At 60.9% G+C, this 25284-nt stretch carries 20 protein-coding genes; 9 read left to right on the plus strand and 11 right to left on the minus strand.

The window, feature by feature from the left end:
- Positions 1-9: 9 nt before the first annotated feature.
- From NIT7645_RS03200 to NIT7645_RS03210, 3 genes are all read right to left on the minus strand, one after another.
- Entirely contained in the window at positions 10-1158 is a 1149-nt protein-coding gene (locus tag NIT7645_RS03200) for a carbohydrate ABC transporter permease (RefSeq protein WP_008560609.1), read from the minus strand.
- Between the two features lie 10 nt (positions 1159-1168).
- Complete coding sequence (locus tag NIT7645_RS03205; RefSeq protein WP_008562507.1) at positions 1169-2176, minus strand: carbohydrate ABC transporter permease; 1008 nt, start codon at positions 2174-2176, stop codon at positions 1169-1171.
- Between the two features lie 153 nt (positions 2177-2329).
- Positions 2330-3682, minus strand: a complete 1353-nt coding sequence (locus NIT7645_RS03210; protein WP_008559543.1) for an ABC transporter substrate-binding protein — start codon at positions 3680-3682, stop codon at positions 2330-2332.
- 247 nt (positions 3683-3929) lie between these two features.
- On the opposite strand from NIT7645_RS03210, the gene NIT7645_RS03215 reads away from it, so the two are divergent.
- The 3 genes from NIT7645_RS03215 (at position 3930) to NIT7645_RS03225 (ending at position 9020) form a co-directional block, all read left to right on the plus strand.
- Entirely contained in the window at positions 3930-4961 is a 1032-nt protein-coding gene (locus tag NIT7645_RS03215) for a LacI family DNA-binding transcriptional regulator (RefSeq protein WP_050686171.1), read from the plus strand.
- 25 nt (positions 4962-4986) lie between these two features.
- Entirely contained in the window at positions 4987-6324 is a 1338-nt protein-coding gene (locus NIT7645_RS03220; protein WP_008560783.1) for a GH1 family beta-glucosidase, read from the plus strand.
- A gap of 344 nt (positions 6325-6668) precedes the next feature.
- The gene (locus NIT7645_RS03225; protein WP_008560548.1) at positions 6669-9020 is read left to right on the plus strand and encodes a methyl-accepting chemotaxis protein; all 2352 of its coding nucleotides are present in this window, start codon (positions 6669-6671) and stop codon (positions 9018-9020) included.
- Positions 9021-9057: 37 nt separating this feature from the next.
- On the opposite strand, the gene NIT7645_RS03230 is transcribed toward NIT7645_RS03225, so the two are convergent.
- From NIT7645_RS03230 to NIT7645_RS03245, 4 genes are all read right to left on the minus strand, one after another.
- Positions 9058-12378, minus strand: a complete 3321-nt coding sequence (locus NIT7645_RS03230; protein WP_082204818.1) for a TM0106 family RecB-like putative nuclease — start codon at positions 12376-12378, stop codon at positions 9058-9060.
- Between the two features lie 109 nt (positions 12379-12487).
- Complete coding sequence (locus tag NIT7645_RS03235) at positions 12488-13789, minus strand: multicopper oxidase family protein (protein ID WP_008559797.1); 1302 nt, start codon at positions 13787-13789, stop codon at positions 12488-12490.
- A 36-nt stretch (positions 13790-13825) separates the two neighbouring features.
- Complete coding sequence (locus NIT7645_RS03240; RefSeq protein ID WP_110732332.1) at positions 13826-14731, minus strand: CopD family protein; 906 nt, start codon at positions 14729-14731, stop codon at positions 13826-13828.
- Positions 14688-15029, minus strand: coding sequence for a copper resistance CopC family protein (locus tag NIT7645_RS03245; protein ID WP_008561600.1), 342 nt, complete (start codon positions 15027-15029; stop codon positions 14688-14690). Before NIT7645_RS03245 ends, NIT7645_RS03240 begins: the two co-directional genes overlap by 44 nt.
- Before the next feature lie 311 nt (positions 15030-15340).
- Here NIT7645_RS03245 and NIT7645_RS03250 point away from each other — a divergent pair, with 311 nt between their 5' ends.
- The 3 genes from NIT7645_RS03250 (at position 15341) to NIT7645_RS03260 (ending at position 17235) form a co-directional block, all read left to right on the plus strand.
- Entirely contained in the window at positions 15341-15721 is a 381-nt protein-coding gene (locus NIT7645_RS03250; protein ID WP_008562383.1) for a carboxymuconolactone decarboxylase family protein, read from the plus strand.
- A gap of 191 nt (positions 15722-15912) precedes the next feature.
- Positions 15913-16734 (plus strand): RNA polymerase sigma factor, encoded by an 822-nt coding sequence (locus NIT7645_RS03255; RefSeq protein ID WP_008558739.1) that lies wholly within the window; start codon positions 15913-15915, stop codon positions 16732-16734.
- Positions 16735-16758: 24 nt separating this feature from the next.
- Positions 16759-17235 (plus strand): YybH family protein, encoded by a 477-nt coding sequence (locus NIT7645_RS03260; protein ID WP_008560885.1) that lies wholly within the window; start codon positions 16759-16761, stop codon positions 17233-17235.
- An 18-nt stretch (positions 17236-17253) separates the two neighbouring features.
- Here the strand turns inward: NIT7645_RS03260 and NIT7645_RS03265 are convergent, their stop codons facing one another.
- Together NIT7645_RS03265 and NIT7645_RS03270 are read right to left on the minus strand one after the other, a co-directional pair.
- Entirely contained in the window at positions 17254-18903 is a 1650-nt protein-coding gene (locus tag NIT7645_RS03265) for an FAD/NAD(P)-binding protein (RefSeq protein ID WP_008561490.1), read from the minus strand.
- 81 nt (positions 18904-18984) lie between these two features.
- Positions 18985-20166, minus strand: coding sequence for a phytanoyl-CoA dioxygenase family protein (locus NIT7645_RS03270; RefSeq protein WP_050686173.1), 1182 nt, complete (start codon positions 20164-20166; stop codon positions 18985-18987).
- A gap of 77 nt (positions 20167-20243) precedes the next feature.
- Between NIT7645_RS03270 and NIT7645_RS03275 the strand changes: the two genes are divergently transcribed.
- Complete coding sequence (locus NIT7645_RS03275; protein WP_008561094.1) at positions 20244-21263, plus strand: LacI family DNA-binding transcriptional regulator; 1020 nt, start codon at positions 20244-20246, stop codon at positions 21261-21263.
- Positions 21264-21302: 39 nt separating this feature from the next.
- Here the strand turns inward: NIT7645_RS03275 and NIT7645_RS03280 are convergent, their stop codons facing one another.
- Positions 21303-22430, minus strand: coding sequence for an AI-2E family transporter (locus tag NIT7645_RS03280; RefSeq protein ID WP_008562141.1), 1128 nt, complete (start codon positions 22428-22430; stop codon positions 21303-21305).
- A gap of 354 nt (positions 22431-22784) precedes the next feature.
- On the opposite strand from NIT7645_RS03280, the gene NIT7645_RS03285 reads away from it, so the two are divergent.
- Positions 22785-24197, plus strand: coding sequence for a mechanosensitive ion channel domain-containing protein (locus NIT7645_RS03285; RefSeq protein WP_242656167.1), 1413 nt, complete (start codon positions 22785-22787; stop codon positions 24195-24197).
- A gap of 127 nt (positions 24198-24324) precedes the next feature.
- Here NIT7645_RS03285 and NIT7645_RS19465 read toward each other — a convergent pair whose 3' ends face one another.
- Positions 24325-24501 carry a hypothetical protein gene (locus NIT7645_RS19465; RefSeq protein ID WP_159420183.1) on the minus strand — a complete coding sequence of 59 codons (177 nt, stop codon included), beginning with the start codon at positions 24499-24501 and terminating at the stop codon, positions 24325-24327.
- 365 nt (positions 24502-24866) lie between these two features.
- Here NIT7645_RS19465 and NIT7645_RS03290 point away from each other — a divergent pair, with 365 nt between their 5' ends.
- Positions 24867-25091, plus strand: a complete 225-nt coding sequence (locus tag NIT7645_RS03290) for a hypothetical protein (RefSeq protein ID WP_050686175.1) — start codon at positions 24867-24869, stop codon at positions 25089-25091.
- The last annotated feature ends 193 nt before the right edge of the window (positions 25092-25284 follow it).

The following is a 25284-nucleotide window of genomic DNA, read 5'->3' on the forward strand; positions in this document are numbered from 1 at the left end:
CGGATCAGGTCACTTGACCGAGCCTGCCAGGAGGCCACGGACGAGGTATTTCTGCATGGCAAAGAACACGGCGAGCGGCACCGCAATTGAGACAAAGGCAGAGGTTGCAAGGATCTCCCAATTGCCGCCGCGGGTGCCGAGCAGCTCAACAATCTGCTTGGTCATCACCGTGGTTTCGCCGGTTGCGTCGATCAGGAACACCATCGCCACCAGAAGATCGTTCCAGGTCCACAGGAACTGAAAGATCGCGAATGAGGCCAGCGCAGGGAAGGACAGCGGCAGGATGATGCGGACAAAGATCATGAAATCCGTCGCGCCATCCACGCGGGCGTTTTCAATGATGTCGCGCGGAATGCCGACCATGTAGTTGCGCAAGAGGTAGATCGCGAGCGGCAGGCCAAAGCCCGTGTGTGCCATCCAGACCCCGATGTAACCTTTGCCGATGCCGATCTCATTGTGGAACTTCAACAGCGGGATCAGCGCCAGTTGCAGGGGCACGACCAACAGCCCAACAATCGCGGCCACCAGCAGGGCACGGCCCGGAAATTCCATCCACGCCAGCGCATAGGCGGCAAAGGCCGCGACGAGGATCGGGATAATGGTCGCCGGAATGGTGACGGTCAGCGTGTTGAAAAACGCCTTTGCCATATTGTCCGTTGCGTTGCCGGAGATCAGCACGGTCTCGTAATTCTCCAGCGTGAATTCTGGCGGGACGGTTGCGGTGACAAAGACGCGGGGGCCGCGCTTGCCGCTGATCTCATCCACGCTTTCAAGCCGGTAGGCGCCATCCTCTGCCACCGTCAGGGTGCCACCGCGGCGCAGCTCTGCGGTTTCACCGGGCAGGTATGCGGCGGGTTCGCGTGCCGAGGTGCCCCAGGCTGATATCTCGCTCTCGGTGCCGTCGGCAAACAGGCGCCCCTCGATCACGTAAAGATCGCCGTCCTGCACCTGTTCGCTGGGGGGATCGGTGCGCAGGGTCAGGTTCTGTTCGCTCGGGAACATCGCGCGCCACCAGCCGCTGGTCGCAATCTGGTCGGCGGTGCGGAAGGACGACACCAAAAGGCCCAGCGTCGGGAACAGCCACAGCCCCACCAGCAGAACAACAGACAGGCGCAAGGCCCAGATCAGCGCAGGTTTTTCTCCGGCAATAACAGTCATCGCGGTCTCCTCAGCGCATCTCGCGGCGGGCGTTGTAAACGTTCCAGACAAGGATCGGCAGGACCAGCAGCATGATGATCATGGCGCTTGCAGATCCCACGCCCCAGTCGTTGGCGCGGAACAGTTTGTCGTACATGTAATTGGCCAGAACCTGCGTCTCCCATTGGCCGTTGGTCATGGCAAAGACGATGTCAAAGACCTTGAGCACGACGATGGTGATGGTGGTCCAGACCACAACGATGGTGTCCATGATCTGCGGCACCTTGATCTTGAAGAAGATCTGAAATGGCCCGGCGCCGTCCACGATGGCCGCTTCCACGGTTTCTTCGGGAATGCCGCGCAGGGCAGCCGACAGGATCACCATGGCAAAGCCGGTCTGGATCCAGATCAGCACCATCATCAGAAAGAAGTTGTTCCAGAACGGGATCGTCAGCCACTGCATCGGCGCGTCGCCGCCAAAGTAGATGTAGATCGCGTTCAAGACGCCGATCTGATCGGTGCCCTCGGGGCGGGCGTCATAGACCAGTTTCCAGATCACCGCAGCGCCGACAAAGGAAATCGCCATTGGCATAAAGATCAGCGATTTCGCGATATTGCCCCAGGCCAGCCGGTCGGTCAGCTGCGCTGCCAGCAGGCCAAATGCGGTCGAAGCCGCAGGCACGACAAGAAGCCACAGGAAATTATTCTGAAGCGCCTCCCAGAATTTTGCCTCTGCCAGCATCTGCTGATAGTTGGCAAGGCCGACGAACTCGGACCCGCCGCCCGGCACACGTTCCGTGACCGACAGGCGCAGGGTTTCGACCACCGGATAGGCCAGATAAAGCCCCAGCGCCAGCAGCGCAGGCAAGAGGAACAGCCAGGGCCGGATCATGTTGGCGCGGCGGATATTGCGGGCGATATGGGCGCCGCGCGCCGGAAAGATCACCCGATCCAACACCAGATTGGAAAAGTAGAAATAGCCGACACACCCTCCGACGCCAAAGGCGATTGTGAGCAGGCCCTGAATGGCTGGATGCATGGGAAGAGTTCCTTCGCGCTAGGGCGTGGACGACGGGCCGCCCCCGGCCTGACATGTGGTGTGACCTGCAAGGCCTGTGAACGGCGCGGGGTTTGGACGGCAAAAACAGGGGGAATGCAGGCCGACCCATAGGGGCCGACCCGCAGTGGTGCCTTACTTCAGCGCATCCCAGGACGACTGGATCTCTGCTGCGACCTCTTCCGCCGGGGTGCCGCCGGCATAGCCGACCATACCGGTCCAGAAGGAGCCCGCACCAACACCACCCGGCATCAGGTCAGATGCGTCAAAGCGGAAGGTATCGGCAGAGAGCAGGATCTCGCCCATCTTCTTGAGCGTGTCGGTCGCGTAGATGTCGGTGTTCACACCCTTATGCGGTGTCAGGAAGCCCTGCTGCGCCATCCAGACCTCGTGCCCGATCGGGGATTTCAGGAATTCCATCAGCGCACGGGCGCCCTTGCTGTCGTTGGTGATCGACCACAGGGTGCCTGCTCCCAGAACCGGGCTGCCCAGGTCCTTTTCTGCATAGGCGGGGAAATAGAAGAAGTCGGCATCCAGACCCACTTCTGTTCCTTCAGGGAAGAACGCCGGGATGAACGACGCCTGACGATGCATCAGACACTGCGGCGGGCTGGCAAACAGGCCTTTGGGGCTATCGCGGAAATCGGTGGAGGCCACGGCGCCTGCCCCACCCGAAACGTAATCATCATTGCGGGCAAAATAGCCGAATTCCTCGATTGCATTCACAACGCGCGGATCGGTGAAGGGGATTTCATTGCTGACCCATTGATCATAAACGCCAGGATCCTGCGTGCGCAGCATCATGTCCTCAACCCAGTCGGTCGCAGGCCAGCCCGTTGCCCCGCCAGAGCCCAGACCGATACACCAAGGCGTGTTGCCATCGGCGACCATCTGATCGGTCAGCGCCTTCAGCTCTTCCATCGACTGAGGGATGTCATAGCCGAAATCTTCAAATGTTTCAGGTACGTACCAGACAAGGGATTTCACATCGACCTTGTAGAACAGCCCAAAGACATCATCGTTGCCGTCCGGCCCCTTGAAGGTGCTGAGATCAACCCAGGAATCCCCGGCGGCATAGTTTTCACGCACCCAATCGGCGGTCTCGCTGCCCAGAGGCGCGATGAACCCGCGCGCGGCCATGTCCGACACCAGACCCGGCTGCGGGAAAACAGCGACATTGGGCGCAGAGCCAGCCTCGGCATCCACAACGATCTGCTGCTCGAAACTGTCAGAGCCGGTGTAACGCACATCCGCGCCAGTGGCGGCCGCGAAATAGGCCAGCACTTTTTCGACCACTTCCTGATCCGGGCCAAGCCAGGGGCCGAAGACAGTGACCTGCTCACCGGAAAGATCGGTGGCCTTCAGCGCCTCAAAGCTCTCCCAGTTGAAGTCCCCCTCGCCGACCGGAAAGGCCAGATCACCCTCTGCCTGCGCAAGACCAGCCGACAACGCCAGAACGCCAGCTGCCGCCAAAAGACTGCGTTTCATGTTATTTCCTCCCGATGTTCAATGCGCCCTCCGCTCTCGGCGGTTTCAAAGTTTTCAAAGCGCTTTGGATGACAGCAAAATCCCGGATTCGGGCTGAGCTGTCAACAATTTCCCGTCGGAGTGCCAAACAACCATAAAAAACACAGGGCTTGCCAGCCTGTCCCCTGCCCTGTCATAACTGCGCAGGTGGCGCGCAGCCCTTGCCGTCGCAGCCAAAAGAATCAAAGCGCTTTGGAGTTTTCCATCAATGAACCTGAAGGAACTGGCCGCATATTTGAACCTGTCGCAGACGACAGTGAGCCGCGCGCTCAACGGCTTTCCGGAGGTGAGCGAGGCAACCCGCAAGCGCGTCGCAGCCGCCGCAGAGCAGCACAACTACCGCCCCAACACCCGCGCCAAGGCACTGGCCACAGGGCGCGCGATGGCCATTGGGCACGTGATCCCGCTGTCGTCCCAACACGAGATGGTGAACCCGATTTTCGGCGACTTTATCGCGGGTGCCGGCGAAAGCTACGCCGCTGCCGGCTATGATATGGTGCTGTCGCTGGTTGAGGACAGCAAACAAGAGAAGGCCTATCGCGAAATGGCCTCCAAGCGGAATGTTGACGGCATCGTCCTGCATGCCCCCCGCATGTCAGACCCCCGGATCGGGCTGTTGCGAGAGATTGGCCTGCCCTTTGCAGTGCATGGCCGCGCCTCGGACGTTGTGGGCGATTACTGCTGGCTGGACGTGAACAACAAGAGCGCCTTTGAACGGGCAACCCGGTTCCTGATTGATCTGGGCCATCGCCGCATTTGCCTGGTCAACGGTCTGGAGAGCATGGATTTTGCCTGGCGTCGGCGGGCGGGCTATGCCTATGCCCTGCAGGCGGCCGGACTGCCGCTGGACCCCGCTCTCATGTTCGCCGAGGAAATGACGGAGAGCTATGGCTACCGCACCGTTGTTGCCACGCAAGCGATGGAGGATCCGCCCACCGCCTATCTCGTCTCCTCGATCATCCCGGCGATGGGTGTGCGCCGCGCAATCGAGGATTCAGGACGCCAGATGGGCCGCGAGATCTCTGTGATCACCCATGACGATGACCTTTCATACCTGCGCAACGGCGATGAGGTACCCCAATTCACCGCCACCGTCTCCTCCGTGCAAGAGGCAGGCCGCCAACTGGCCAATCTGCTGCTGGATCAGATCCGCAACCCCGGCAAGCCCCTGCCCACGCGGCTGCTGGAGGCGCAGCTGACCGTTGGCCGCTCTACCGGGCCTGCCCCGTCTCTGCGCTGATATCGCCCTTTAGGAGCCCCATCCAATGTTCCGAAACTCTCGCTCTGATTTTCCCAAAGGATTTCTGTTTGGCACCGCCACCTCGGCCTATCAGATCGAAGGCCACGGGTTCGGCGGCGCGGGGCCGACCCATTGGGACAGTTTCGCCGCGACCCCGGGCAATGTTGTGCGCGCAGAACACGGCCAGCGGGCCTGCGACCACTACCACCGCTACGGCGAGGATCTGGATCTGGCGGCAAACGCAGGGTTTGACTGCTACCGCTTTTCCACCAGCTGGGCACGGGTCCTGCCAGAGGGTCGCGGCACACCGAACCCTGAGGGGCTGGATTTCTACGACCGGCTAACAGACGCAATGCTGGAACGCGGGCTAAAACCCTGTGTGACGCTCTATCATTGGGAATTGCCGCAGGCGCTGGCGGATATGGGCGGCTGGCGCAATGGCGATATCGCCAAGTGGTTTGGCGACTACACGCATGTCATCATGAGCCGGATTGGCGACCGGATGTATTCCGCCGCCCCCATCAACGAACCCTGGTGCGTGGGCTGGCTGTCCCATTTCCTTGGCCATCACGCGCCCGGCCTGCGCGACATCCGTGCCACCGCACGGGCCATGCATCACGTGATGGTGGCGCATGGCACTGCCATTCAGGTGATGCGCGATCTCGGCATGGACAACCTCGGCGGCGTGTTCAATCTGGAATGGGCGACGCCTGCTGATAACAGTGACGCCGCGAAATTGGCGGCTGAGCGTTATGATGCCATCTATAACGGGTTCTTTCTGGGGGGCGCGTTTCAGGGCCGCTATCCGGACCTTGCCCTGGAAGGGCTGGAGCCGCATCTACCCCAGGGGTGGCAGGATGATTTCGCCACCATCACCGCCCCCGTCGACTGGTGCGGGATCAACTATTACACCCGCAAGCTGATTGCCCCGGATGCTGGCCCCTGGCCACAATACGCCGAAGTGGACGGCCCTCTGCCCAAAACGCAGATGGATTGGGAGATCTACCCGCAGGGGCTCTATGATTTTCTCATCCGCACGGCACGGGACTATACTAGGGATCTGCCGCTCATTGTGACCGAAAACGGGATGGCAAATGCCGATGTTGTGGCTGCGGGCGGTGGCGTCGACGATCCAGCACGCATTGCCTTTGTGGACGCTCATCTGGACGCCGTGCGCCGCGCCATCGCCGATGGCGCCCCGGTTCAGGGCTACTTTCTATGGTCGCTCTTGGACAATTATGAATGGGCGCTGGGTTATGAAAAACGGTTTGGTCTGATCCATGTTGATTTCGACACATTGGCGCGCACGCCCAAGGCATCGTACCACGCGCTAAAGACCGCCATTGGACCCAAACAAGGCTAGAAACTTCGGCGTAAATTGCCGCAAGGGAAGGCTGGAGATCCCCAGACAACTCATCTACTGGGCGAAATATGCGCTATCCGGAAATCCGTTTTCTCTCCAGAGGAGTTTTTCGGATCGCGCATATACAAACAGATAACATCCTGTTTTTTCACACATTGAGAGCGCACGCGCTGCAACCTATGATCAACATTGTTGTGTGCTCCCACAGGAAATGAATTGCGAAAGTTGCATTTCGCGGACATTTCTTCAAAGACGTTAAGCTTCTCTCATCTTTTTTGATCTACCTTGAGTTGATTGCGCCAATCCGGTGCTCCTCAACCACATGATCTCTACCGGAGAGAAAGATGACGCTGTTTCGGGACATGAAACTCGCCAAGAAACTGCCCTTGGCGATTACCTTACCTATTGTTCTGTTTGTATCCATTGCCGGGCTGACACTTGTCTGGCAATTCACGAATATTCTCAATCAACGCAACGAGGCGGTGTATTCCACCCTCGCGCGCGAACGGGCCAGTGCACTGGAACATTGGCTTGGCACGATCGAGGATGATCTGCGTGTGATGGCGGAAAACCGCGCCGTCCAGCAGGCAGTCAAGGAATTTTCAACCAGTTGGGTGGTCATGGGCGCCACGGCCTCGGACGCGCTGCGCAAGCTCTATGTCGCTGACAACCCCAACCCTGCCGGGCAGAAGGACAAGCTGACTGACGCGGGCGATGGCTCCGGATGGAGCGCGACCCACGCGAGCCACCACCCCGGCCTGCACAAATTCCAAGCCGTACATGGCTATTACGATCTGTTCCTCTTCGATACGCGCGGCAATCTGATCTATTCCGTATTCAAGGAAGACGATTTTGGCCGCAACTTTGTCGATGGCCCGCTTGCCAGCTCCGGCCTGGGCGATGCCTACCGCCGGGCGCGCGATCTGCAGGCTGATCAGATCTATATGACCGACATCGCCCCCTATGCGCCAAGCGGCGGCGCACCTGCGGTTTTTGTTGCCAAACCGGTCTTTGAGGGCAGCCGCCAGCTTGGTGTGATTGCCCTTCAGGTGCCGTTCGACGAAATCAGCGCCATCCTGTCGGATTCCGCGCTGCTGGGGGAAACCGGGCGGGTGTTCCTGACCGGAGCAGACGGCCAGGTTCTGTCGCAATCGGCAACCGGAACCAGTACATTGACCCAGGCGGCAGACAAGGAAGCCTCTGGCAAGATGACACCCCAGATTGAGGCTGCGCTGCAAGGTAGGGCAGAGTATTTCACAGACACCACGGGGCTCAACGGCGCGCCAGTTGTGGCTGCAACCAGTGCCGTCGACACCAGCCGCGGTGATCGCTGGGGCCTCGTGCTGGAAATCGACGCCGCAGAGGCGCTGGCCGCCAATCAATACCTGCGCGTGGTTGCCACCGTCGGGTTGATCCTGACCACGCTTGCGCTGGCAGTGACCGCTGCAATGGTGGGGCGCTGGATCGCTGGACGGTTCATCCGCCTGGCGGCCGACACCCGTGAAATCGCCGTAGAAAATTATGAAGTCGAGATCCACGGCACCGACAGCAAGGACGAAATCGGCCTGACGGCGCAAACCCTTGAAGATCTCAAGCAACGCCTGCAAGCCGGAGCCGCCGCACAGGCCCGAGAGGCCGCCACGCAAAAGGCAAACGCCCAGGTTGTCGAACTGCTCAGCAACGCGCTGATGGGGCTGGCTCAGGGGGATTTCCGCAACAAGGTCACACAGCTTTTCCCCGAAGAGCACGCAGAGTTGCGCAACGCAATCAACGACGCCATGGCTGATCTCAACCGGGTGATCTCGCAGGTCTCGGGTGCAGGCAGCAGCATCCGTCAGGGCAGCAACGAAATCAGCAGCGCCGCAGAGGATCTGTCCAGCCGGACCGAAAGCCAGGCCGCCACGCTGGAAGAAACCGCCGCCGCTCTGGAAGAGATCACCACCAGCGTCCGCTCGGCCTCTGCCAATGTGCGTGCCGCCGAAGCCGCCGCCAACGAAGCCAAGAGTGACGCTGAAAAAAGCGGAGAGGTTGTGGGGGAGACGATCAAGGCCATGACCGCGATCGAAGACAGCTCCAAGCATATCGCGCAGATTATCAGCGTGATCGACGACATCGCCTTTCAGACCAATCTGCTCGCCCTGAACGCAGGGGTCGAAGCCGCGCGTGCAGGCGAAGCAGGCAAGGGGTTTGCGGTGGTGGCAAGCGAGGTGCGCGCGCTTGCGCAACGCGCCTCTGACGCCGCGCTTGAGATCAAGGGCCTAATCGAAAAAAGCAGCCATCATGTGGATCGCGGCGTTGATCTGGTGGGGCGCACAGGAGGCGCACTGGAAAACATCGTGGCTCAGGTTGCCAATATCTCCGGCCTGGTGTCCGAGATCGCCCAGTCAGCCGAGGAACAGGCGACCGCCCTTGGCGAGATCAACACTGGTGTGTCCCAACTGGATAAGGTGACGCAGGACAATGCGGCCATGGTCGAAGAAACCACCGCCGCCAGCCACCTGCTGCGCAGTGACGCCCAGCGCCTGGCGGAACTGATGAGCACCTTCAAGACCGATCCGGTGCCGGGTGCGACGCAGGCTGCCACCGCCGATGCCACGCCTCGGCCCGCAGGGGCGCCGACCCAACCGGTGCTGATCCACGCAAGCCCTGCCGAGGCAGAGCCAATGCGCGCCAACGACAAGTGGCAAGATTTCTGATAGATGCCATGCCTGCCCCTTCGCGGGGCAGGCGTTTTCAGCTGGGCGCATTATCCGCGCCTGCGCCCTGTTCTGCCAGCGCACACAGCAGATTGACCCGCGCCATGTCTTCGACCGTGTGGCACTCCGCTTCCAGCAGGCGGGGTGATGCAAAAACCAGCGCCAGCGCCTTGGCCCGCGACAGCGCCACGTTTAGCCGGTTCGCCGACAACAGAAATTCCATCCCGCGCGGCATTTCCTCACCGGAGGAAGACGTCATGGAGACCAGGCAAACCGCTGCTTCCTGGCCTTGAAACTTGTCGACAGTTCCCACCCGCACGCCGTCTGGCACCGCCTGGCGGAGCGCGTTGACCTGCAGGTTATACGGCGCAACCACGATGATATCCGCAGCCGTCAGGGGGCGGGTGTCCCCCTCCTTGCTGGTCCAATGCGCACCCATCAGGCGGTCAATCGTCGCGCAGATGGCATGGATTTCCGCCTCGGCCATTTGACTGTTGCCCTGATGCGGGCAGGCCACCAGATGTGCACCGGCGGGCGGCAGACCTGCGGCGTCAACAGCGAGGGTCGCGCAAGGGCCAAAGCTGCGCAGCCGCCCGTCATAGATATAGCGCGACAGAAAACCGCAAATGTCCGGGTGCATCCGGCGCGACACATCCAGAAACACGCCTGCGTCCGGCGGGATGGTTGGGGCGCCATTCAACAGATACTCCAACCCCGACAAATCCAGCGGAGCCGGATGCGACCCCTGAATGACCTGCGGCAGTTGCTGGGGATCTCCCACCAGCACCAGATTGCGTGCAGCCGTGGCAATGGCCACAAGGTTGGCCAGCCCCACCTGCCCCGCCTCATCCACAAAGATATAGTCAAACCGCTGACGGTTCGCCTCGCGGGCGAAAAAGAACACGGTGCCCCCGACCAGATGCAGCCCCTCCTCGGCCCGCCCATTGTCAGTGACGCGCGCGATCGGGCAGTCATCGGGATAGATGTCATCCGACAGCTTGTGGAGGATTTCGATATCAGGATCCTCGGGCGCGAGCGCCTCCAGCACACCAAGAAGCACGTTTTTGACCGCTTCGTGGCTGTTGGAGGCGACACCGATCCGCTTGCCCTCTCGCAACAACGCGAGAATGGCCCGCGCCGTCACATAGGTCTTTCCAGTCCCGGGAGGCCCCTGCACCGGCAGGACCGAACAATCAAGATCCCGCACCGCCGCAATGGTGCCAGCCACGGCATCAAGACCCTCCAGAATGTCGCCTTCACGGGGTCTGCGCAAACGCGGTGCACGGCGCGACAAGAGATCATCAACAGCACCCATGCTGCGGGCACCGCATTGATCGTCGATTGCGGCCATGACGGCCGCCTGCAGCACCTTGGTGTCCAGCGGTCCCGTCGGATGCAGGGCCTGAAGCCCGTCCAGCGCGGCCAGCTTGCTGGGCCCGGCCCGCACCGTCACTTCGCGCGCGCGCCGATCAAGCCGGGTCACCATCAGGCTGGCCGTCCCGCCATCCGGCAGGGGCGCTGTGACATTGGCACGTTTGGAGGCGCGGATTTTCGTGTCCTGGTCCGGAAACCGATAGGTCTGTTCCTGAGAGCGCTTGACCGCCACCCGATCACCCACCGCAGACAGCCCTCCCAGCCCGTCCAGGCTGTCGATCAGCTCTTCTTCTTCCTTGGCGTAGCTTTCAAACAGCGCCCACCAGGCGGGCTTGGCTTCGCGCGCATAAAACCGCGCAAGATCCAGCAATAGCTGGCGACGATCCGGATCCAGATCAGCGGAGGCGAGCCGCGCCTGCAACGCCTGATCTGCGGCATCCTCTTCGTCTTCCTGCGCGCGCTTGTCTTCGTCGATGCTGGGCCAGGGCTGATCCGGTCGGATCGACACCAGCCAGTCGCGCAATCGTTCGGTGCTCTCGCAATCGATGCGGTTGTAATCTTCGATTTCATCCAGGATGACCTGCGCGCCGGTTTCGCGCCAGCGCTCATAGGCGACGACAGACCCGCCAGCCGTCGTCACATCACCTTCCCGGCTGATGCCGTAAAACACCTCAAGCGATTTGATCGAATAGTTGGGAACGGCCGCGATCACCCCGCCGCGCACCACCGCATAAAGATCGACAAACCGCCGCTCGCGCAGCAGCCGGTCGAGAAACGGCTCTCCAACACCATATTTGGTGGTCAACCGTTTGAGCGCGGTCACTTCATACGGCGCATAGTGATAGATCCGCGCAGTCGGATAGGTCTCCAGCCGATCGCGTAGCCAATCGAACAGATCAATCAGCGCCTGTCTTTCGTCGTCGTGGTCATGCGCCCAAAAGGCCGTAAAGCGGTCGGTGTCGTGCCAGATGCCATGCAGATATTCGAGCCCACCGTCAAAATGCGGATCCCCTTCGATATCGTAGAACACATCACCCGGTTGCGGCTTGGGCAGCAGGTCAAACCCCCTGCCGGGTTGTGGCGGGCGCAGTTCATAGCTGGGGGCTGCTGATTTTCGAGCCTCTTGGTGACGCGCCTGCAGACGCAACCGCTCAAAGCTCTGTTCTGACAGGCCGCGGGGCCGATCCTCCGCGCCCAATGCCGCCAAAGCGGCCAAGGTCTCTGTTCCTGCGGCTTCCAGCTTCTGGACCTGCTGACGGGTGATGTTTGCAACATTGAACAGGCTGTCGCCGTCTTGCCACGCTTGGGTGCAATGGTCCTGCCACTGGCAGAGATCACAGGCGCTACAAGGGATCGGGCGGGTCTGTTGCGGTGTTTGCACAAAGTCCTGAAAGCGGCGCCGCATACGGCGCGCATAGGCTGCATACTGCGCCAGATCAAAACCCACCCGCACACCAGAGCCCAGTTCGACATGGGCACGCTCTGGCATCTGCCCCTGCACATCAGCCAGCAGGTCAGAATAGAGCACAAGCTGCAACAGATGTTTGGGATCCGGGCGCTGACGCAGTTTGGTATCGACCACCTCGTAGGAATAGGCCCCCAGCGCAGAGGGTCGCTCCACCCGCTCCAGAAAATCGGCCCATCCCCCCCAGGCCGCAGCCGGACCGGTACCAGCAAGGGCGGCCTGATAGATCACGTCCGCCCCGGCCTGCATCGCCTCAAACGTGGCCACCGACGCAGTACTCAGCCCATCGTCGCGAGCGATTTCTGTGACGGTGCGACCATCCGCACGCAGCCTGTCGAGATAGCCCTGCTCATGAACCTCTCCCTGTGCCTGCAGGAGCGTGGCGTCTTCCCCCTGCGGCCGTGGAGCAGGCCCCTGCCCCAACACATGCGAACGGTCCAACGCAGTTGCGTGGCTGCAGGCCGCAAACTGCATCAGGTCGGTTGCCGAGAATTGGAATGTGCCGTTTCGTTGCTGCACGGTGGCCCCTGTCTGACTTCGGTGGTGCAAAGCGTTTGATGCTGTCTTGCACCAAAGGCCGCGCCATGGCCAGTCACCGAAAATGCGGGGCCTCCGCGAGATCTGTGTGTCAGGCGACCTCGACCCAGCTCATCATGCCGCTGGCCTGATGGCTGAGCATATGACAATGCAGCATCCATTTTCCGGGGTTGTTGAATACGCAAAGGATATCGCGGCTCTCACCAGGGTTGACGAGCGTCGTGTCGCGGAAATCGCCGAGTGCCCCTGTCTCATCCAGCTCGTGAAAGTGATGGCCGTGCAGGTGAATTCCATGCGGCCAGCGCGTGTCGTTCACGATGCTGATGCGCGCGGTCTCGCCTCGGCTGAAACGGGCAAAGGGCGCCTCTTGCATGCCGGAGATATCGTTGAAGGCCCAGATACCCTCGCCCCCATGCCCCCGGCCCATCGCACCGCCCTGCATGGTCAGTGTCAGATGCTGGGCCGCTGTCTTTGCTGCAGGCGGGATCCTGTTGGCAGGCAGCGGGGAAATGGCCGCCGTGCGCGGCGTCACTGCCCCCTCTACCGCGATCGCCCCCAGCGGATAGGCTCCGGCGCGGTGATCCATTTCCAGCGACACAGGTCCGGTCACATCCGCAATCACATCCACGCGCTGCGCAGGTGCCAGAACCGGCATACCCATCTCACGTGGCTGCGCCAAAGGCATGCCGTCAAGCGCGACGACCTGGCCGGACAGCCCCTTCAGAATGACCGGGAAAATCCTGTCAACTGCCGCATTGATGAGCCGTAGCCGGATCCGCATCCCCTGTTGGAGCGTCACATCCGGCAGAAACGCACGGGCAAAATTGCCCATCCGTCCGGCATGGGCGCGGTCATGCAGGTTGTCGAAATCATCAATCAGCTGCCCCTCTGGATCAAATTTCCAGTCACTCAGGATGGCGGTGATGTCATGGTCAACATCAGGGGGCGTTTCTTCCTCGATGACAAGCGCCCCCATAAGGCCCCGTGCCACTTGTTCCTGCGAAAGATAATGCGAGTGATACCAATATGTTCCGGCATCCGGTGGGGTAAAGCTGTAGTCAAAGGTCTCGCCCGGCTCGACCAGCGGCTGGGTCATGCCCGGCACGCCATCCATGCGGTTATCAAGCCGGATGCCATGCCAGTGCACCGCCGCCCCCATGTCCAGATCATTCTGCAGGCGGATGTCAAACTGCCGGCCCTGCCTGATGCGCAGCTCTGGCCCCGGGGTGGAGCCGTTAAAGCCAAGAACTCGCGTCGCTCCGGCAAATTCGGTTGGCAGAATCTGCTGCTCAAACCCCATCGCGCGCAAGACCTGCGGCTCTGCCGTGGCCTGCCCGACCCGTGGCATTGCGACCAGCGCCGCGGAAGAGATCAGAAAACTGCGTCGGTCCATTGCTCACCTCATTTCAGTTTTGTGGTTGTGTCAGCCTCACATCGGCATGGTCAGCGAGGTGGTCAGCAGCGCCGTAGCAAGAAGGATCAACAACACAGCGCCCCATTCCCACGCGATGCTGCGCGCCAGCTTGTCCCCGGCGGATGTATCGCCCCGCTCCAGCGCGGGAACGAACCGCAGCTTGTTCAGGGCGGCCAGCCCCAAAAGGGCCGCAACCGCAGCAAGCTTCACCATCAACATCCGGCCATAGCCCGTTCCGAAAAACGCGTTGACCGAGTCGACAAGCGCATATGCCATCACGCCACCAGCCAAGATCATCGCGGGCACAGCAATCGACGCCAAACGCCCGAACCGCACCCCAAGATCTGCCGCAGCGCCGTGCGTGTCAGGGGTTCGCGCCAACCCGCGCAAGGGCGTCAAGATCCCGACCCACAGCGCAGCCACCGCCAGGTGCAGGAACAACACCACCACAAGCAGCAGCCCGTCCCGATCCGCCACGTGATCCGCCACATGGCCCGCCACCAAAAACGCGCCCAGCACCGCAGCGCTGCCGATCAGACAGAAGATAGCGGCGATCCTGGGCAGGAACAGACCAGCAAGGAGCAGCCCAGATCCCCCCAGCTGCCAGCGCAACGCGCTGCCGCTTTGAGTTGTCCACAGCAGGGACAGCATTTCGCCGTCAACCATGCCGCTCGCATCCCCCGCCAGCGCCACCCCCTTGAGAAGAAAGCCCATGACAGCCGCCGCCCCAGCAAGGAGGGTGAACCCAATGACATGCATCCGTGGCATGCGCAGGGAAAACACCATCGCACAGAGAGCACTGCCCGCAGCCCCGAGCGCTCCGACATATAGCGCCCATTTGCTCAGCACCGTGGCCAGCGCCCAACCTCCCGCCATATCAGTCCACGCGGAAGGCAAAGCTGCCGCTTTGCGGATGGCCATCGTCGCCCAACCCGCGCCATTCGATCACGTAGTCGCCTGCGCCCATGCCTTCAAACGGCAGGGCATAGCTGCGCACAAATCCCGCTTCTGTGCTGAGATCGAGCTGCTTGGAATGGGCACCTGCGTGGGTTGATGTGATCCGCGTCAGGCGAATGTCCTTGCCGAACTGCAGCTCCAGAACCTGCGGAACCTCGGCCAGCACAGCCCCATCTGCCGGGGTTGTTGTGCGCAGCGGCGAATGCGCCAATGCCAGACCTGCCAATGCAGAAAATACCCCCGCCAATGCCAATGTTCTCACGGCCTTTGCCTCCTGTTCTATTGCACCGCTGCTGCGGCCTTCTTTGCATCCCTGTTACAGTTTCCAGCAGGGGGAAGGTCAAACGCTTTTCGACACGCCCGCTGACCGGGCCACAGAACTGGTGGGCCTGGCGGGTAAATCCTACGCACAACGCGGGCCTTTGAACTAAAAATCTCCTTTCATGAGCAGCGACAATCCGGGTTATGGTCCCCACCAGGAAGCAGAGGGAAAACCGGGCTCAGCCAACAGGCGCGCCCACACGCCCCTGCCACCTGAAACGACCCCTGGCCATCTGGCTGAAAGGACACCCAATGAGCACATTTGACGAAGACCTTTTTCTCAAGGGATTGGAACAACGCAAGGCCACCCTGGGCGCGGAATACGTTGAAAAGAACCTTGCCGCCGCAGATGATTTCACCCGCCCCTTTCAGGAGGCGATGACCGCCTGGTGCTGGGGGTTTGGCTGGGGTGACGATGTGATCGACGCCAAAACCCGCAGCATGATGAACCTGTCCATGATCGGGGCCCTTGGAAAAATGCACGAATGGGAGATCCACTGCCGCGGCGCGCTGACCAATGGCGTCACTCAGGACGAAATCCGGGCAATCATCCACGTGATTGGCATCTATTGCGGTGTCCCACAGGCCTTGGAATGTTTCCGGGTAGCGCGAAAAGTCCTGGAAGAGAGCTGATCTGTCCTGGCCCTGCCCCTCAAAAGCTAGGCGCAGGGCTGAACGACCTGCGCACCCATTGGCCGCTTATCGGGTGGCCTTGGCAGGGGGAATTTGCATGCACATCCCCCGTGCCAGATTTTTCTGTCACACTTCGTGCCCGGCGCCTGTCCAATAGAATATCAGGATCACAAAAAGGAACAGGCGGACCCATGGATCGCATCCACACATCCGACATCGTCCTCGCCAAGGACGGAGACGCCAAAGCACTGGAAACCCTTGTTCGCGGTGTTCAGGGACAGGTTTACAGATTGGCCTTGCGCATGCTGGCCGACCCCACCGCAGCAGAGGACGCGACGCAGGAAATCCTCATCCGGCTGGTCACGAAATTGTCGACCTTCCGCGAAGAGAGCCGGTTTGAAACCTGGGCCTACCGGGTTGCCACCAATTATTTGCTGAGCGCGCGCAAACGCAACGCCAGTGATCCGGCTCTCACCTTTCAGGCCTTTGGCGGGGATTTGCTGGATGGGCTGGCAGACGAACAGAGCGCAGCCCCCGAAGACCATATCCTGCTGAACGAACTGCGCCTGAGATGCACGATGGCCATGCTGCTGTGTCTGGATCTGCCCCATCGCGCGGCCTATGTGCTTGGCGATATTCTGGAGCTGGACCACAGCGAAGCGGCAGAGATCCTGGAGATTGCGCCAGCAAGCTATCGAAAACGCCTGTCGCGGGCACGTGCGCAGGTTCAGGCCTTTACCGCCCGCCATTGCGGTCTCGCCGCGCGCACGGCCCCCTGCTCTTGCCGCAAGCGCCTGCCCGCCGCCCTGAAGCTGCAGCGCCTGCCCGAAGTGCCGTCAGCTGCCTTTGCAGAGGCCCCCGGGTTTGATGAGATCGCCCAGCAGGCGGCACGCACCGAGGCGGCATTGGTTGCGGTCAAATTGCAGCGCGCAACCGGGCCGCTGGCCCCGCTCAAGGATTATGCCGCGCAGGTTCTGGCCCTCGTGAACCCCGGCACCCAAGCAACCCCCTAACCCCACCACAAACAGGAGAAGACGATGAAACACGCTTTTGCGTGGCTGACGGCGCTTGCCTTCACGCTGCCCCATATTTCAACCGCACAAGGAGAGACCATGACACAGGATGAACGCGCCGTACTGGCGGTGATCGAAACGATGACACACAGCTTTCAGGCAGGCGATATCGCGACGGTCATGAACAGCTACGAACCCCAAGCCACCGTTGTGTTTGAACCTGCTGCTCCGGTGTCTGATGCGGATATGATTGCGCAGATGTTCACGGGCATGGCGGCCCTGCAGCCAGAGTTCAGCTATCCTGCAGGCCATGAGGTGATCGTGAATGGCGACTTTGCCATCCACATTGCCCCTTGGGACATGATCGCGCGCACTCCGGAAGGCGCGCCGATCACGCAGTCCGGCCTGTCCGTGGCGGTTCTGCACCGCCAGCCGGGGGGAGACTGGAAAATGGTCATCGACAACCCCCACAGTGCCCGCCTTTTGGCGCCGCACCCCTGACAGGTGCGGGTTGGGGGATCAGCGCCCAGCCCGCAAAAGGCCCAGCCGATCAACCACACCCTCGGCCCAACGGTGAGAGGCCTCTCCGAAACAGTCATGCAGCGAGTCGGCGGCAACCACGCTGCCAAGGGCCAGCCGCCCCAAAAGACAAAGCCCGGCAACGGACCCACCATCGCGTCCGACCACCTGCCCGTCTTTGCCGGTGTTTGCAGCCAATGCCTCTGTCAACGGAGAGAGCCACCCGCCATTGACCAGCCCCACCAGCACAGGCGCCCGCAGAATTGACAGGTCGGGTGACGGCATGACCGCATCAATCATCACATCCACGGCAGTTCTGCCAGTCGACGTGGCAAGCTCCCACCCTGTATCCGTCAGGCTTACATCGGGATCCACAGCATGCCCAAGATCGACAATCCCAGCGTCGATCAGCGCGGCCAGTTCGCGACTGGACGAAACCGGCGGGCCGTAGGAATAGCGTTTCAATCCTTCGTCGAATGCAACGATGACCTCAGCCGTTTCAGGTGGGGTATCGGCAGGATTATAACCACTGCGCAGCGCGTCCTGCCATTTCCGCCAGACCTGCCCGATGGCGTAGCCGATCGTTGGCACCGCTGAGCCCTCGGCCATTGCGATGCCATGCATCAGCGCCTCGTGCGGTGATGCCGTTTCCTGAGATCCGGGCTCCTGCCATTCTGCCATGAGCCACGCGGACACATCAGCGGCCCCTGCCGGATTGCCCTGCTCCGACAGGATGCGGGCCACCACCGGCTCCAGCGCCCGACTTAGGCGCGTCCGCGCGCTTGCCGGACTGCCGCAGGCGGCGTCAGCAATGGCATCGGCAAAGATCTGTGTCTCTGCCTCGCGCGGGTCAAAGCGGGCATCGACCTCTTTGGTTTCGGGTTTGGGATAGGGGGGCAGCCCATCAAGAGAAAAAGGCAGGATGCGCGCCGGCTCTGCCCCGCAGGACACATAGCGCCCATCGGCAAAACACCCTCCCTGTTCCGTGGTGAGCACGCGCAGAACATCAAAGGCCGACAGTGCAAGACCCCGGATCGCGACCCGCTGCCCCGCCCAGTTCTCCGCTTCCGCGCCAAGCCGTCGGGCCGGATAGGCCTGCGCCAACACCCCGGCCGCTGTCAGAGAATGGCGCTGCCACTGGGCGAGCTGGTCGTCTGGCTCTACCTCCGGTTGGCCCAGAGACAGCAGCACCTCCTGATATGGGCCCTGCCAGGTCCTGCCGACCCGCACCATCCAACCGTCATCCCGCTGCTGCAGGTCTGTCACCGTCGCGGCGTTGTGGTGCAGGTCCAGCCGACCTGTCGCCCGCAGATCGTCAAGCCGCGCTTCAAGATAGCGGCCAAGATCCGCGCGGCTTGGAAAGACATCCGGCCCGGGGCTGTCCTGCAACCACTCGGCAAAACTGCCGCAACGCGAAAACTCGGGCGGGCGAATGTCGATATCGCGCATGGGGATGTTCAGACGGCAGACTGCCAGCTCTCTCGGGTCGAAATTCGGCCCTGCCCCACAGGCGGGAAACGGGTCGAAGGTCTCGACCCGCAAGGGCGCAGCCCCGTCCCCCATCCGTGTGGCAAGCGCCTCCAGCGCGCCAAGGCTGCGCGGCCCCATCCCGATAACCGCTACGCGCGGCGCCTCTTTATCTTGCGTCATCTGTGCCCACCTCGTGCCTTTGCCACTTTAGGTATCGCTGGCATCGCAGCTGACAACCGCACAAGCCGTGGTTCCGGACGCCTATGCCTCCTTCACGCGGCGCATATCCTTGAGCTGCGCATCAAACTCCTGCGGCGCAAGCCCCTCGCTCAGGGCACGTGCAAAGAATGCAGCCTGCGTTTCCGGGGCCAGCCCGTTGGTTGGCGGATCGCGGTCCAGATTGGTTGGAAAGGAATACCCCTCTGCGGTTGCCGCAATGCCAGCCGAGAGATCTGCAGCACTGATCGTGCCTGCCTTTTTGGCCCGCAGCGCCTGCGGGTAAACCAACCTGCACATCTTGTCGCGGTCGATGGTCTCCATCGCGCGCCCAAAGGCCGATGACACCTGCAACAGATTGACAAAGCGATGAATATCCGCGCTCGTGTTGGCCCCTGCGGCATGAAAAAGCGCCGGATTGAAGAACACTGCATCGCCCTTGGAAAGCGGCAACTGCACGTGACGTTCTTCAAAAAGGGCGCGGAAATCTTCACGACGCCATGCGGCATAACCGGGTCGATAGGCCTGTGAAAATGGCAGCAACTTGGTCGGCCCGCTCTCCTGCGGCATGTCACAATGGGCAATGCCGCCCTGTAGCGTCAGGATCGGCGACACATCGTGCACATGGGCCGGATAAGATGCGCTCAGCTCAGCCGTCTGAAACCCAAGGTGATAGTCACGATGCGCCTGTTGCGCCGCACCACCCGGATGCACGAGATTGACCTGCGCCGTCATCTGATAGTTTGGGCCAAGCCATGCCTCGCAGACGGCCGCAATTGCGGCATTGGCGAAATAATCAAGGAAAACATCAGGCGCCGCTTCGCAGAGCTTCTGAAGCGCGTTCCAGATCCGATCATTGGCGCCAGCCGCTGCAAAATGATCTCCGCCCCCGCCGGTGCCCGCCTTTTCCCGGGCGATGATATCCGCATAAATCGCAGTCGCACGATCCAGCACCTCGGTGTCGGCATAGGCCGATTTCAGCACCAAAACCCCGGCCCCATTGCGCAAGACCTGCGCCCATTCCGCCATCAGCGCCCTGCGGGTCGACACATCCTCAAGGGCCGCGCGCAGGGTGTTCATGTCATAGATCGGGATGTTCTTTTCCACCGCCATTGCATGTGGCACCGTCTCTCGCAGGGTTTCCTGATCTATGAGCGCCTTGAATTCCCCCAGATCACAGGTCTGCGGATTGTAGTAGGCAACAGATGTTTCCGTGTGGTTGGTCATGTGGTCCTCCTGGTTTTGAAAGAAGACTAAAGACGCAGCAGTTGAATTGCCGGCGAAAAAACATCAAAAACACATCAATGACCCATCGCTTTCCCATAAAGGAGATCGCCCGCCAGGCCGGGCTGGGGACGGCCACCGTGGATCGGGTGCTGAACGCCCGCGCCCATGTCAGCCCCCAGACAGCGCTTCGGGTCAAGGCCGCGATCAAAGAGCTGGAAGCGCAGGAAGCCCAGCTTTCTGCGCGCGGCAGACGGTTGTTTTTCGACTTTGTGGTCGAGGCCCCGGCACGCTTCAGCCGGGAAGTGAAATCAGCCGCAGAGGCAATTTTGCAAGACATTGGCCCGGCGGTCTGTCGCCCTCGGTTTCTCTTGCAGGACGTCATGGAAGAAGACGAGGTTGTCGCCGCGCTTCGCCGGATCCAAAAACGGGGAAGCCAGGGCCTGTGCCTGAAGGCCCGCGATACGGCCAAGATCCGAGAGGCGATCGCCCAGACCACCGCGGCAGGCATCCCGGTGGTCACGTTGGTTACAGACATCGGCCAAAGCGATCGTCTCGCTTATGTCGGGCTCGACAACTCCGGCGCCGGGCGCACCGCGGCCTATCTGATTGCCAGAGTGCTGACCGCCGGTTCCGGACAGGTGCTGGCAACCCGGAGCCATCGTGATTTTCTGGGCGAAAAGGAACGCGCAGACGCCTTTGGCGAGACTTTGGCAACCCTGCGCCCCGACCTGCAGGTCATCTCGGTCCAGGGTGGCAGCGGTGTGGATTTCGCCACCTCCAAGGTCCTTTCGGATGTTGTTGACGGGCTGGATGAGCTGCGCGCAGTATACTCAATGGGCGGCGGCAATCGCTCTATCCTGCGTACGCTGGAGGATCGTGGATTGCGGGCAGAGGTTTTTGTCGCCCACGATCTGGACAAGGAAAACCGCGATCTGATTGATGCCCGACGCCTTGATTTCATTCTGCATCACGATCTGAAACTGGATCTGAAACACGCATTCAACGCGTTTTTGTCGTACCACCGGCTCATCAGCGAGCAGGCCACGACGCCGATTTCAACTGTTCAGGTGCTCACCCCCGAGAACATCCCGCCTTGAATCAACGCCAGCCCACGGGCACCATAACCTGCAAAACCGCTACCGTCGCGGCCCTGACAGGAACTCTCCGATGGGTTTCAGCGCATCAATGTGGCTGCACAGGACGCGGAACGTCACCAAAAGCGGCACGGCCATGATCATTCCCATAACCGACCAGAGCCAGGCCCAAAAGGCGACCGATATCAGAATGACAACCGTATTGAGGCTGAGGTGGCGACCGACAAGCCACGGGGTCACCACCTGCCCCTCGATCACAGTAAGGGCAAGGTAGATACCGGCCACTGTCAGCGCATCAAACAGCGTCGGCAGCGATACAAGCGCCACGCCAAAGGACACAATCACGCCGATGACCGCCCCGACAAAGGGCACAAAGTTCATTCCAAACGCCAACAGCCCAAAGGCCAGCGGATTGGGCATGCCCAACAGGCCGAGCGACACCCCAACGATCACCCCCAACCCGGCGTTCACGCAGGTAATCGCCAAGAGGTAACGCGACACCTCCCGCTCTACGTCATAGGCGATCTGGATGGCCCGCTTCTTGTCAGCAAAGCGCGGCAGGACGCTGACCAGCCGTTCATAGAACAGGTTTCCGGAGGCCAGCATGAAAAAGGTGAGGATAAGAACAAAGAGCGTCTGCGCAACAATCATGGGCGCCCCCACCGCAACCGTTGTCAGCGGACCGCTCGTGTCTTCGATGACGACTTCGACAGGGTCTTCGGCACCATCTGCGGCACCTGTTGTTGCCTCTTCGATGCGCCTGTCAGCCTCTGCCACGGCTGCCGCAACACCAGAGATGTCTTTGAGTTTGCGTTCAACCTGCTGGGCCACACGCGGTGCGTCTTCGATCCACTCCGATGCGGGAATGGCCAATATCGCGGTCGAGGCTGTCAAACCGGCGACGAGGCTCAGAACAATTGCCGCCGCTGTGACGGCCTCGGGGATGCCCTTGCGCCGCAGCCAGCGGCAGGGTCCACTGAAAACAAGGGACAACAGAAACGCGAGGATTACCGGCACCGCAAATGCGCGCCCAATGGCAAGCGCTGCAAGAACAGCAAGCAATGCCAGAATGACGATAGCGGCGCCAACGATCTGGCTGGCGCCGACAACCGGGCCTAACCTCTCTGCACGCTCCGGCACCTCTGCCGAAGCGCTGTCCCCCTCGCCCATGTCACAGGACGAAGTTGACGATTGCCAGAACGATCACGACCAGGCCAACGAGATAGATGATGCGATGCATGGTATTCTCCCTTTACGCTACTGAAACCTCAATGCGCAGATCACCCGTTTCGTTCCGGTCGGCAGGAAAATAGTTGCCCATTGATCCGCACGCCCGCTGTTCAAAGGCTGCAATGAAACGCCATGTGAACACCCTGCCCGCGCTTGCCGACAGGCCATATGGGCTTATCTCCTCAGGGCATGAGCGGGCCGCTCGCCCGATCTGATTTTCAAACAATGACGCCAGCAGCTTCTGAGGTCAGGGGTAACAGCATTTCAAGGCGCAGATACCAAAGGGAGCAAGAGTTGACACAAACATCAGAACCAGCAGGAGCCGCTGCCCCTGCCACGGTGGCAGAGGTGATGTTGCGCATGGTTTGCGCCCTATTCGTCGCCGCATGTGTCGGCCTTTTTGCAGACCAGACCCTTGCCCAATCCGCAGATGGCCCGGTTCAGACCGACGGGCAGATCGAAGTCGGCGCAGAGGCCGTGCGCGATGGCGAGATCCTGAGCCGCATCAGGAATCTGCTTGCCGAAATTGACGGCTACAACGGTGTCACAGTCTCTGTCTCAGAAGGCGTGGTGCGCGTCACCGGTCAGGTAATCGACAACGCCGCGCAGGAACGGCTGACCCAGATCATCAACCGGGTCACCGGAGTGGTTGCCATTGAAAATGAAACAGAAATCAGCGGCACTCTAGAGGAACGGCTCGCCCCCGCCTGGGAGCGGATCGCGAGCCGGACGCGAAACCTGTTGGCGAATGTGCCGATTTTTCTGGTCGCCATGACCGCCTTTCTGGTGATCGCAGCCGGAGGCTGGGTCTTGATCTCCAAGATCGGGATCTGGAGCAGACTGGCCCCCAACGCCTTTATCGCGGATGTCTACAGGGCGGTGGCGCGGGTGCTGTTCGTTCTGGTTGGGCTGGTCCTTGCCCTTGATATCCTGAACGCAACCGCCTTGATCGGCGCGGTTCTGGGGGCCGCCGGTGTCGTGGGGCTCGCGCTTGGCTTTGCCGTGCGCGACACGGTTGAGAACTTCATCGCCTCAATCCTGCTCAGCCTGCGCCAACCGTTTCGGCCAAATGACTTTGTTGACATCGGCGGCGATCAGGGCACCGTGGCCCGGCTGACCTCTCGTGCGACGATTTTGATTTCCCCAGAGGGCAATCATATCCGCATTCCCAACGCCACCGTCTTCAAGGGCCGGATCGTGAATTTCACCCGCGACCCGCGCCGCCGTTTTGGCTTTGATCTGGGGGTGGATGCAGACGCCGATCTGGCCGCCGCCCTGTCGACAGCGGTGACCGCGCTAGAGGCCCAACCCTTCGTCCTGAAAGAGCCAGAAGTCGGCGCCTGGATCAGCGAAGTGGGGGATTCCAACGTGATCCTGACCTTCACGGGCTGGGTTGATCAGACCGACGTGAACTTTGCCAAGGCCCGCGGCGAGGCGATCCGGGCCACCAAGATTGCTCTGGAAACTGCGGGCTTTGGCCTTCCGGAACCCATTTACCGGGTGCGTCTTGATGGGGGTGCGGCACCCGCTGTGCCAGAGGGACCACCGGCACCGCCCACGCGCGCGCAGAAGACCGCCCCGACAGAGCTGCCGGTTGCGGCCGACCCATCCAGAGCAGAGCCCGACATCGCGGAGGCTGCAGAACGAGAACGCGAAGGTCTTGATGGCGGCGAGAACCTGCTGGACGACCAGCAAAAGGCCGAATGAGAAACGCCCCTGCGGCTGTCCGCGAAGGACCCGTTGCAGGGGCGTTTTTCCATATCATCGGTGTCGCATCCGGCGGGGCGAACAGGCGCCTGCGACAGACAGCTCGCGCCCGACAGCCGAGGGGCAGTTATGCCCCGCCGCTGTTGTCCGTGTTGTCCTGATCGTCTTTGCTGGCCTTGGCGCCGTGGTCTGGATCGGTGTGATTGGGATCACCTTTCTCGCCGGGGCGGTTTTTCAGCGGGTGATGCTGCTCGGATCCTTTCAGACCATCGATCACTTTGTAACTCGGCTGCTGCTTGGTCATGACATATCCTTTCGGGTTCTGTTTCTGACGGCTGAGACAGCAAAAATGCTGCCACGGGTCACCTAGACCAACGTGCAGCAGCAGGCACGGTTCCCACGTTGGCAGAACAAAACCCTGCCCATCCCCACATCCGCAGGCAGCGGATCAGGTAAACGTGGTGAAAACTGGCGATCCCTGAAGGACTACCGTTTTCATTTTGAAATCTGAGCCTTACCCAAGACTTCTCCAAGACTAGCACTGATAAGAAATCAATCACTTACAAGAGGCATTTCCAACTTTTTCGCCACCCAACCAACCCCGAAATCTGGCGGACAAAACGATTGACATCGTTCAAATGTTCGCCATCCGTTCTTGACATATGGACAATGAAAAGAACAGATATCGGCGGCGAAGTTCTCAAAGATGATTGGGTTATCATCTGGGATTGCCGCGAGGTGGGGCGAATTTACTTCAACGATTTCCCATACAAAAATGCCAAACCTTGGAAGTGGGCGACCTGGGTGATCCCCGCAGAGAGTGAGCGGGAAGAGACTATGGAAGAAGCGAGGGAGACGGTCAGACGTGTAGTGCTGCGCGTGTCTGGCGGCTAGCTTCGAATGTTAGAAACGCGGACCTTGCTGCTGTTCGCTGCAGCTGCAACCTGGCCAATACCCGACGACTGCTTTGCGCAGATAGCGCCCTTTGCAAAACCGAGACCGCCGAACCCCAACCAGGGCGCGATCGGCCCCTATCGGTCATTAATCGGCGCCAAACAAAGGTCGGCTTTGAGTTCTTCAAGTCTTC

It is taken from the genome of Phaeobacter italicus (assembly GCF_001258055.1).
In the GTDB taxonomy this organism is placed as follows: Bacteria; Pseudomonadota; Alphaproteobacteria; order Rhodobacterales; family Rhodobacteraceae; genus Phaeobacter; species Phaeobacter italicus.

Coding starts and splice junctions, on each gene's coding strand:
- NIT7645_RS03200 (WP_008560609.1), bottom strand. CDS start 1,158: ATGACTGTTATTGCCGGAGAAAAACCTGCGCTGATCTGGGCCTTGCGC.
- NIT7645_RS03205 (WP_008562507.1), bottom strand. CDS start 2,176: ATGCATCCAGCCATTCAGGGCCTGCTCACAATCGCCTTTGGCGTCGGA.
- NIT7645_RS03210 (WP_008559543.1), bottom strand. CDS start 3,682: ATGAAACGCAGTCTTTTGGCGGCAGCTGGCGTTCTGGCGTTGTCGGCT.
- NIT7645_RS03215 (WP_050686171.1), top strand. CDS start 3,930: ATGAACCTGAAGGAACTGGCCGCATATTTGAACCTGTCGCAGACGACA.
- NIT7645_RS03220 (WP_008560783.1), top strand. CDS start 4,987: ATGTTCCGAAACTCTCGCTCTGATTTTCCCAAAGGATTTCTGTTTGGC.
- NIT7645_RS03225 (WP_008560548.1), top strand. CDS start 6,669: ATGACGCTGTTTCGGGACATGAAACTCGCCAAGAAACTGCCCTTGGCG.
- NIT7645_RS03235 (WP_008559797.1), bottom strand. CDS start 13,789: ATGGACCGACGCAGTTTTCTGATCTCTTCCGCGGCGCTGGTCGCAATG.
- NIT7645_RS03240 (WP_110732332.1), bottom strand. CDS start 14,731: ATGGCCATCCGCAAAGCGGCAGCTTTGCCTTCCGCGTGGACTGATATG.
- NIT7645_RS03250 (WP_008562383.1), top strand. CDS start 15,341: ATGAGCACATTTGACGAAGACCTTTTTCTCAAGGGATTGGAACAACGC.
- NIT7645_RS03255 (WP_008558739.1), top strand. CDS start 15,913: ATGGATCGCATCCACACATCCGACATCGTCCTCGCCAAGGACGGAGAC.
- NIT7645_RS03260 (WP_008560885.1), top strand. CDS start 16,759: ATGAAACACGCTTTTGCGTGGCTGACGGCGCTTGCCTTCACGCTGCCC.
- NIT7645_RS03265 (WP_008561490.1), bottom strand. CDS start 18,903: ATGACGCAAGATAAAGAGGCGCCGCGCGTAGCGGTTATCGGGATGGGG.
- NIT7645_RS03270 (WP_050686173.1), bottom strand. CDS start 20,166: ATGACCAACCACACGGAAACATCTGTTGCCTACTACAATCCGCAGACC.
- NIT7645_RS03275 (WP_008561094.1), top strand. CDS start 20,244: ATGACCCATCGCTTTCCCATAAAGGAGATCGCCCGCCAGGCCGGGCTG.
- NIT7645_RS03280 (WP_008562141.1), bottom strand. CDS start 22,430: ATGGGCGAGGGGGACAGCGCTTCGGCAGAGGTGCCGGAGCGTGCAGAG.
- NIT7645_RS19465 (WP_159420183.1), bottom strand. CDS start 24,501: ATGACCAAGCAGCAGCCGAGTTACAAAGTGATCGATGGTCTGAAAGGA.
- NIT7645_RS03290 (WP_050686175.1), top strand. CDS start 24,867: ATGAAAAGAACAGATATCGGCGGCGAAGTTCTCAAAGATGATTGGGTT.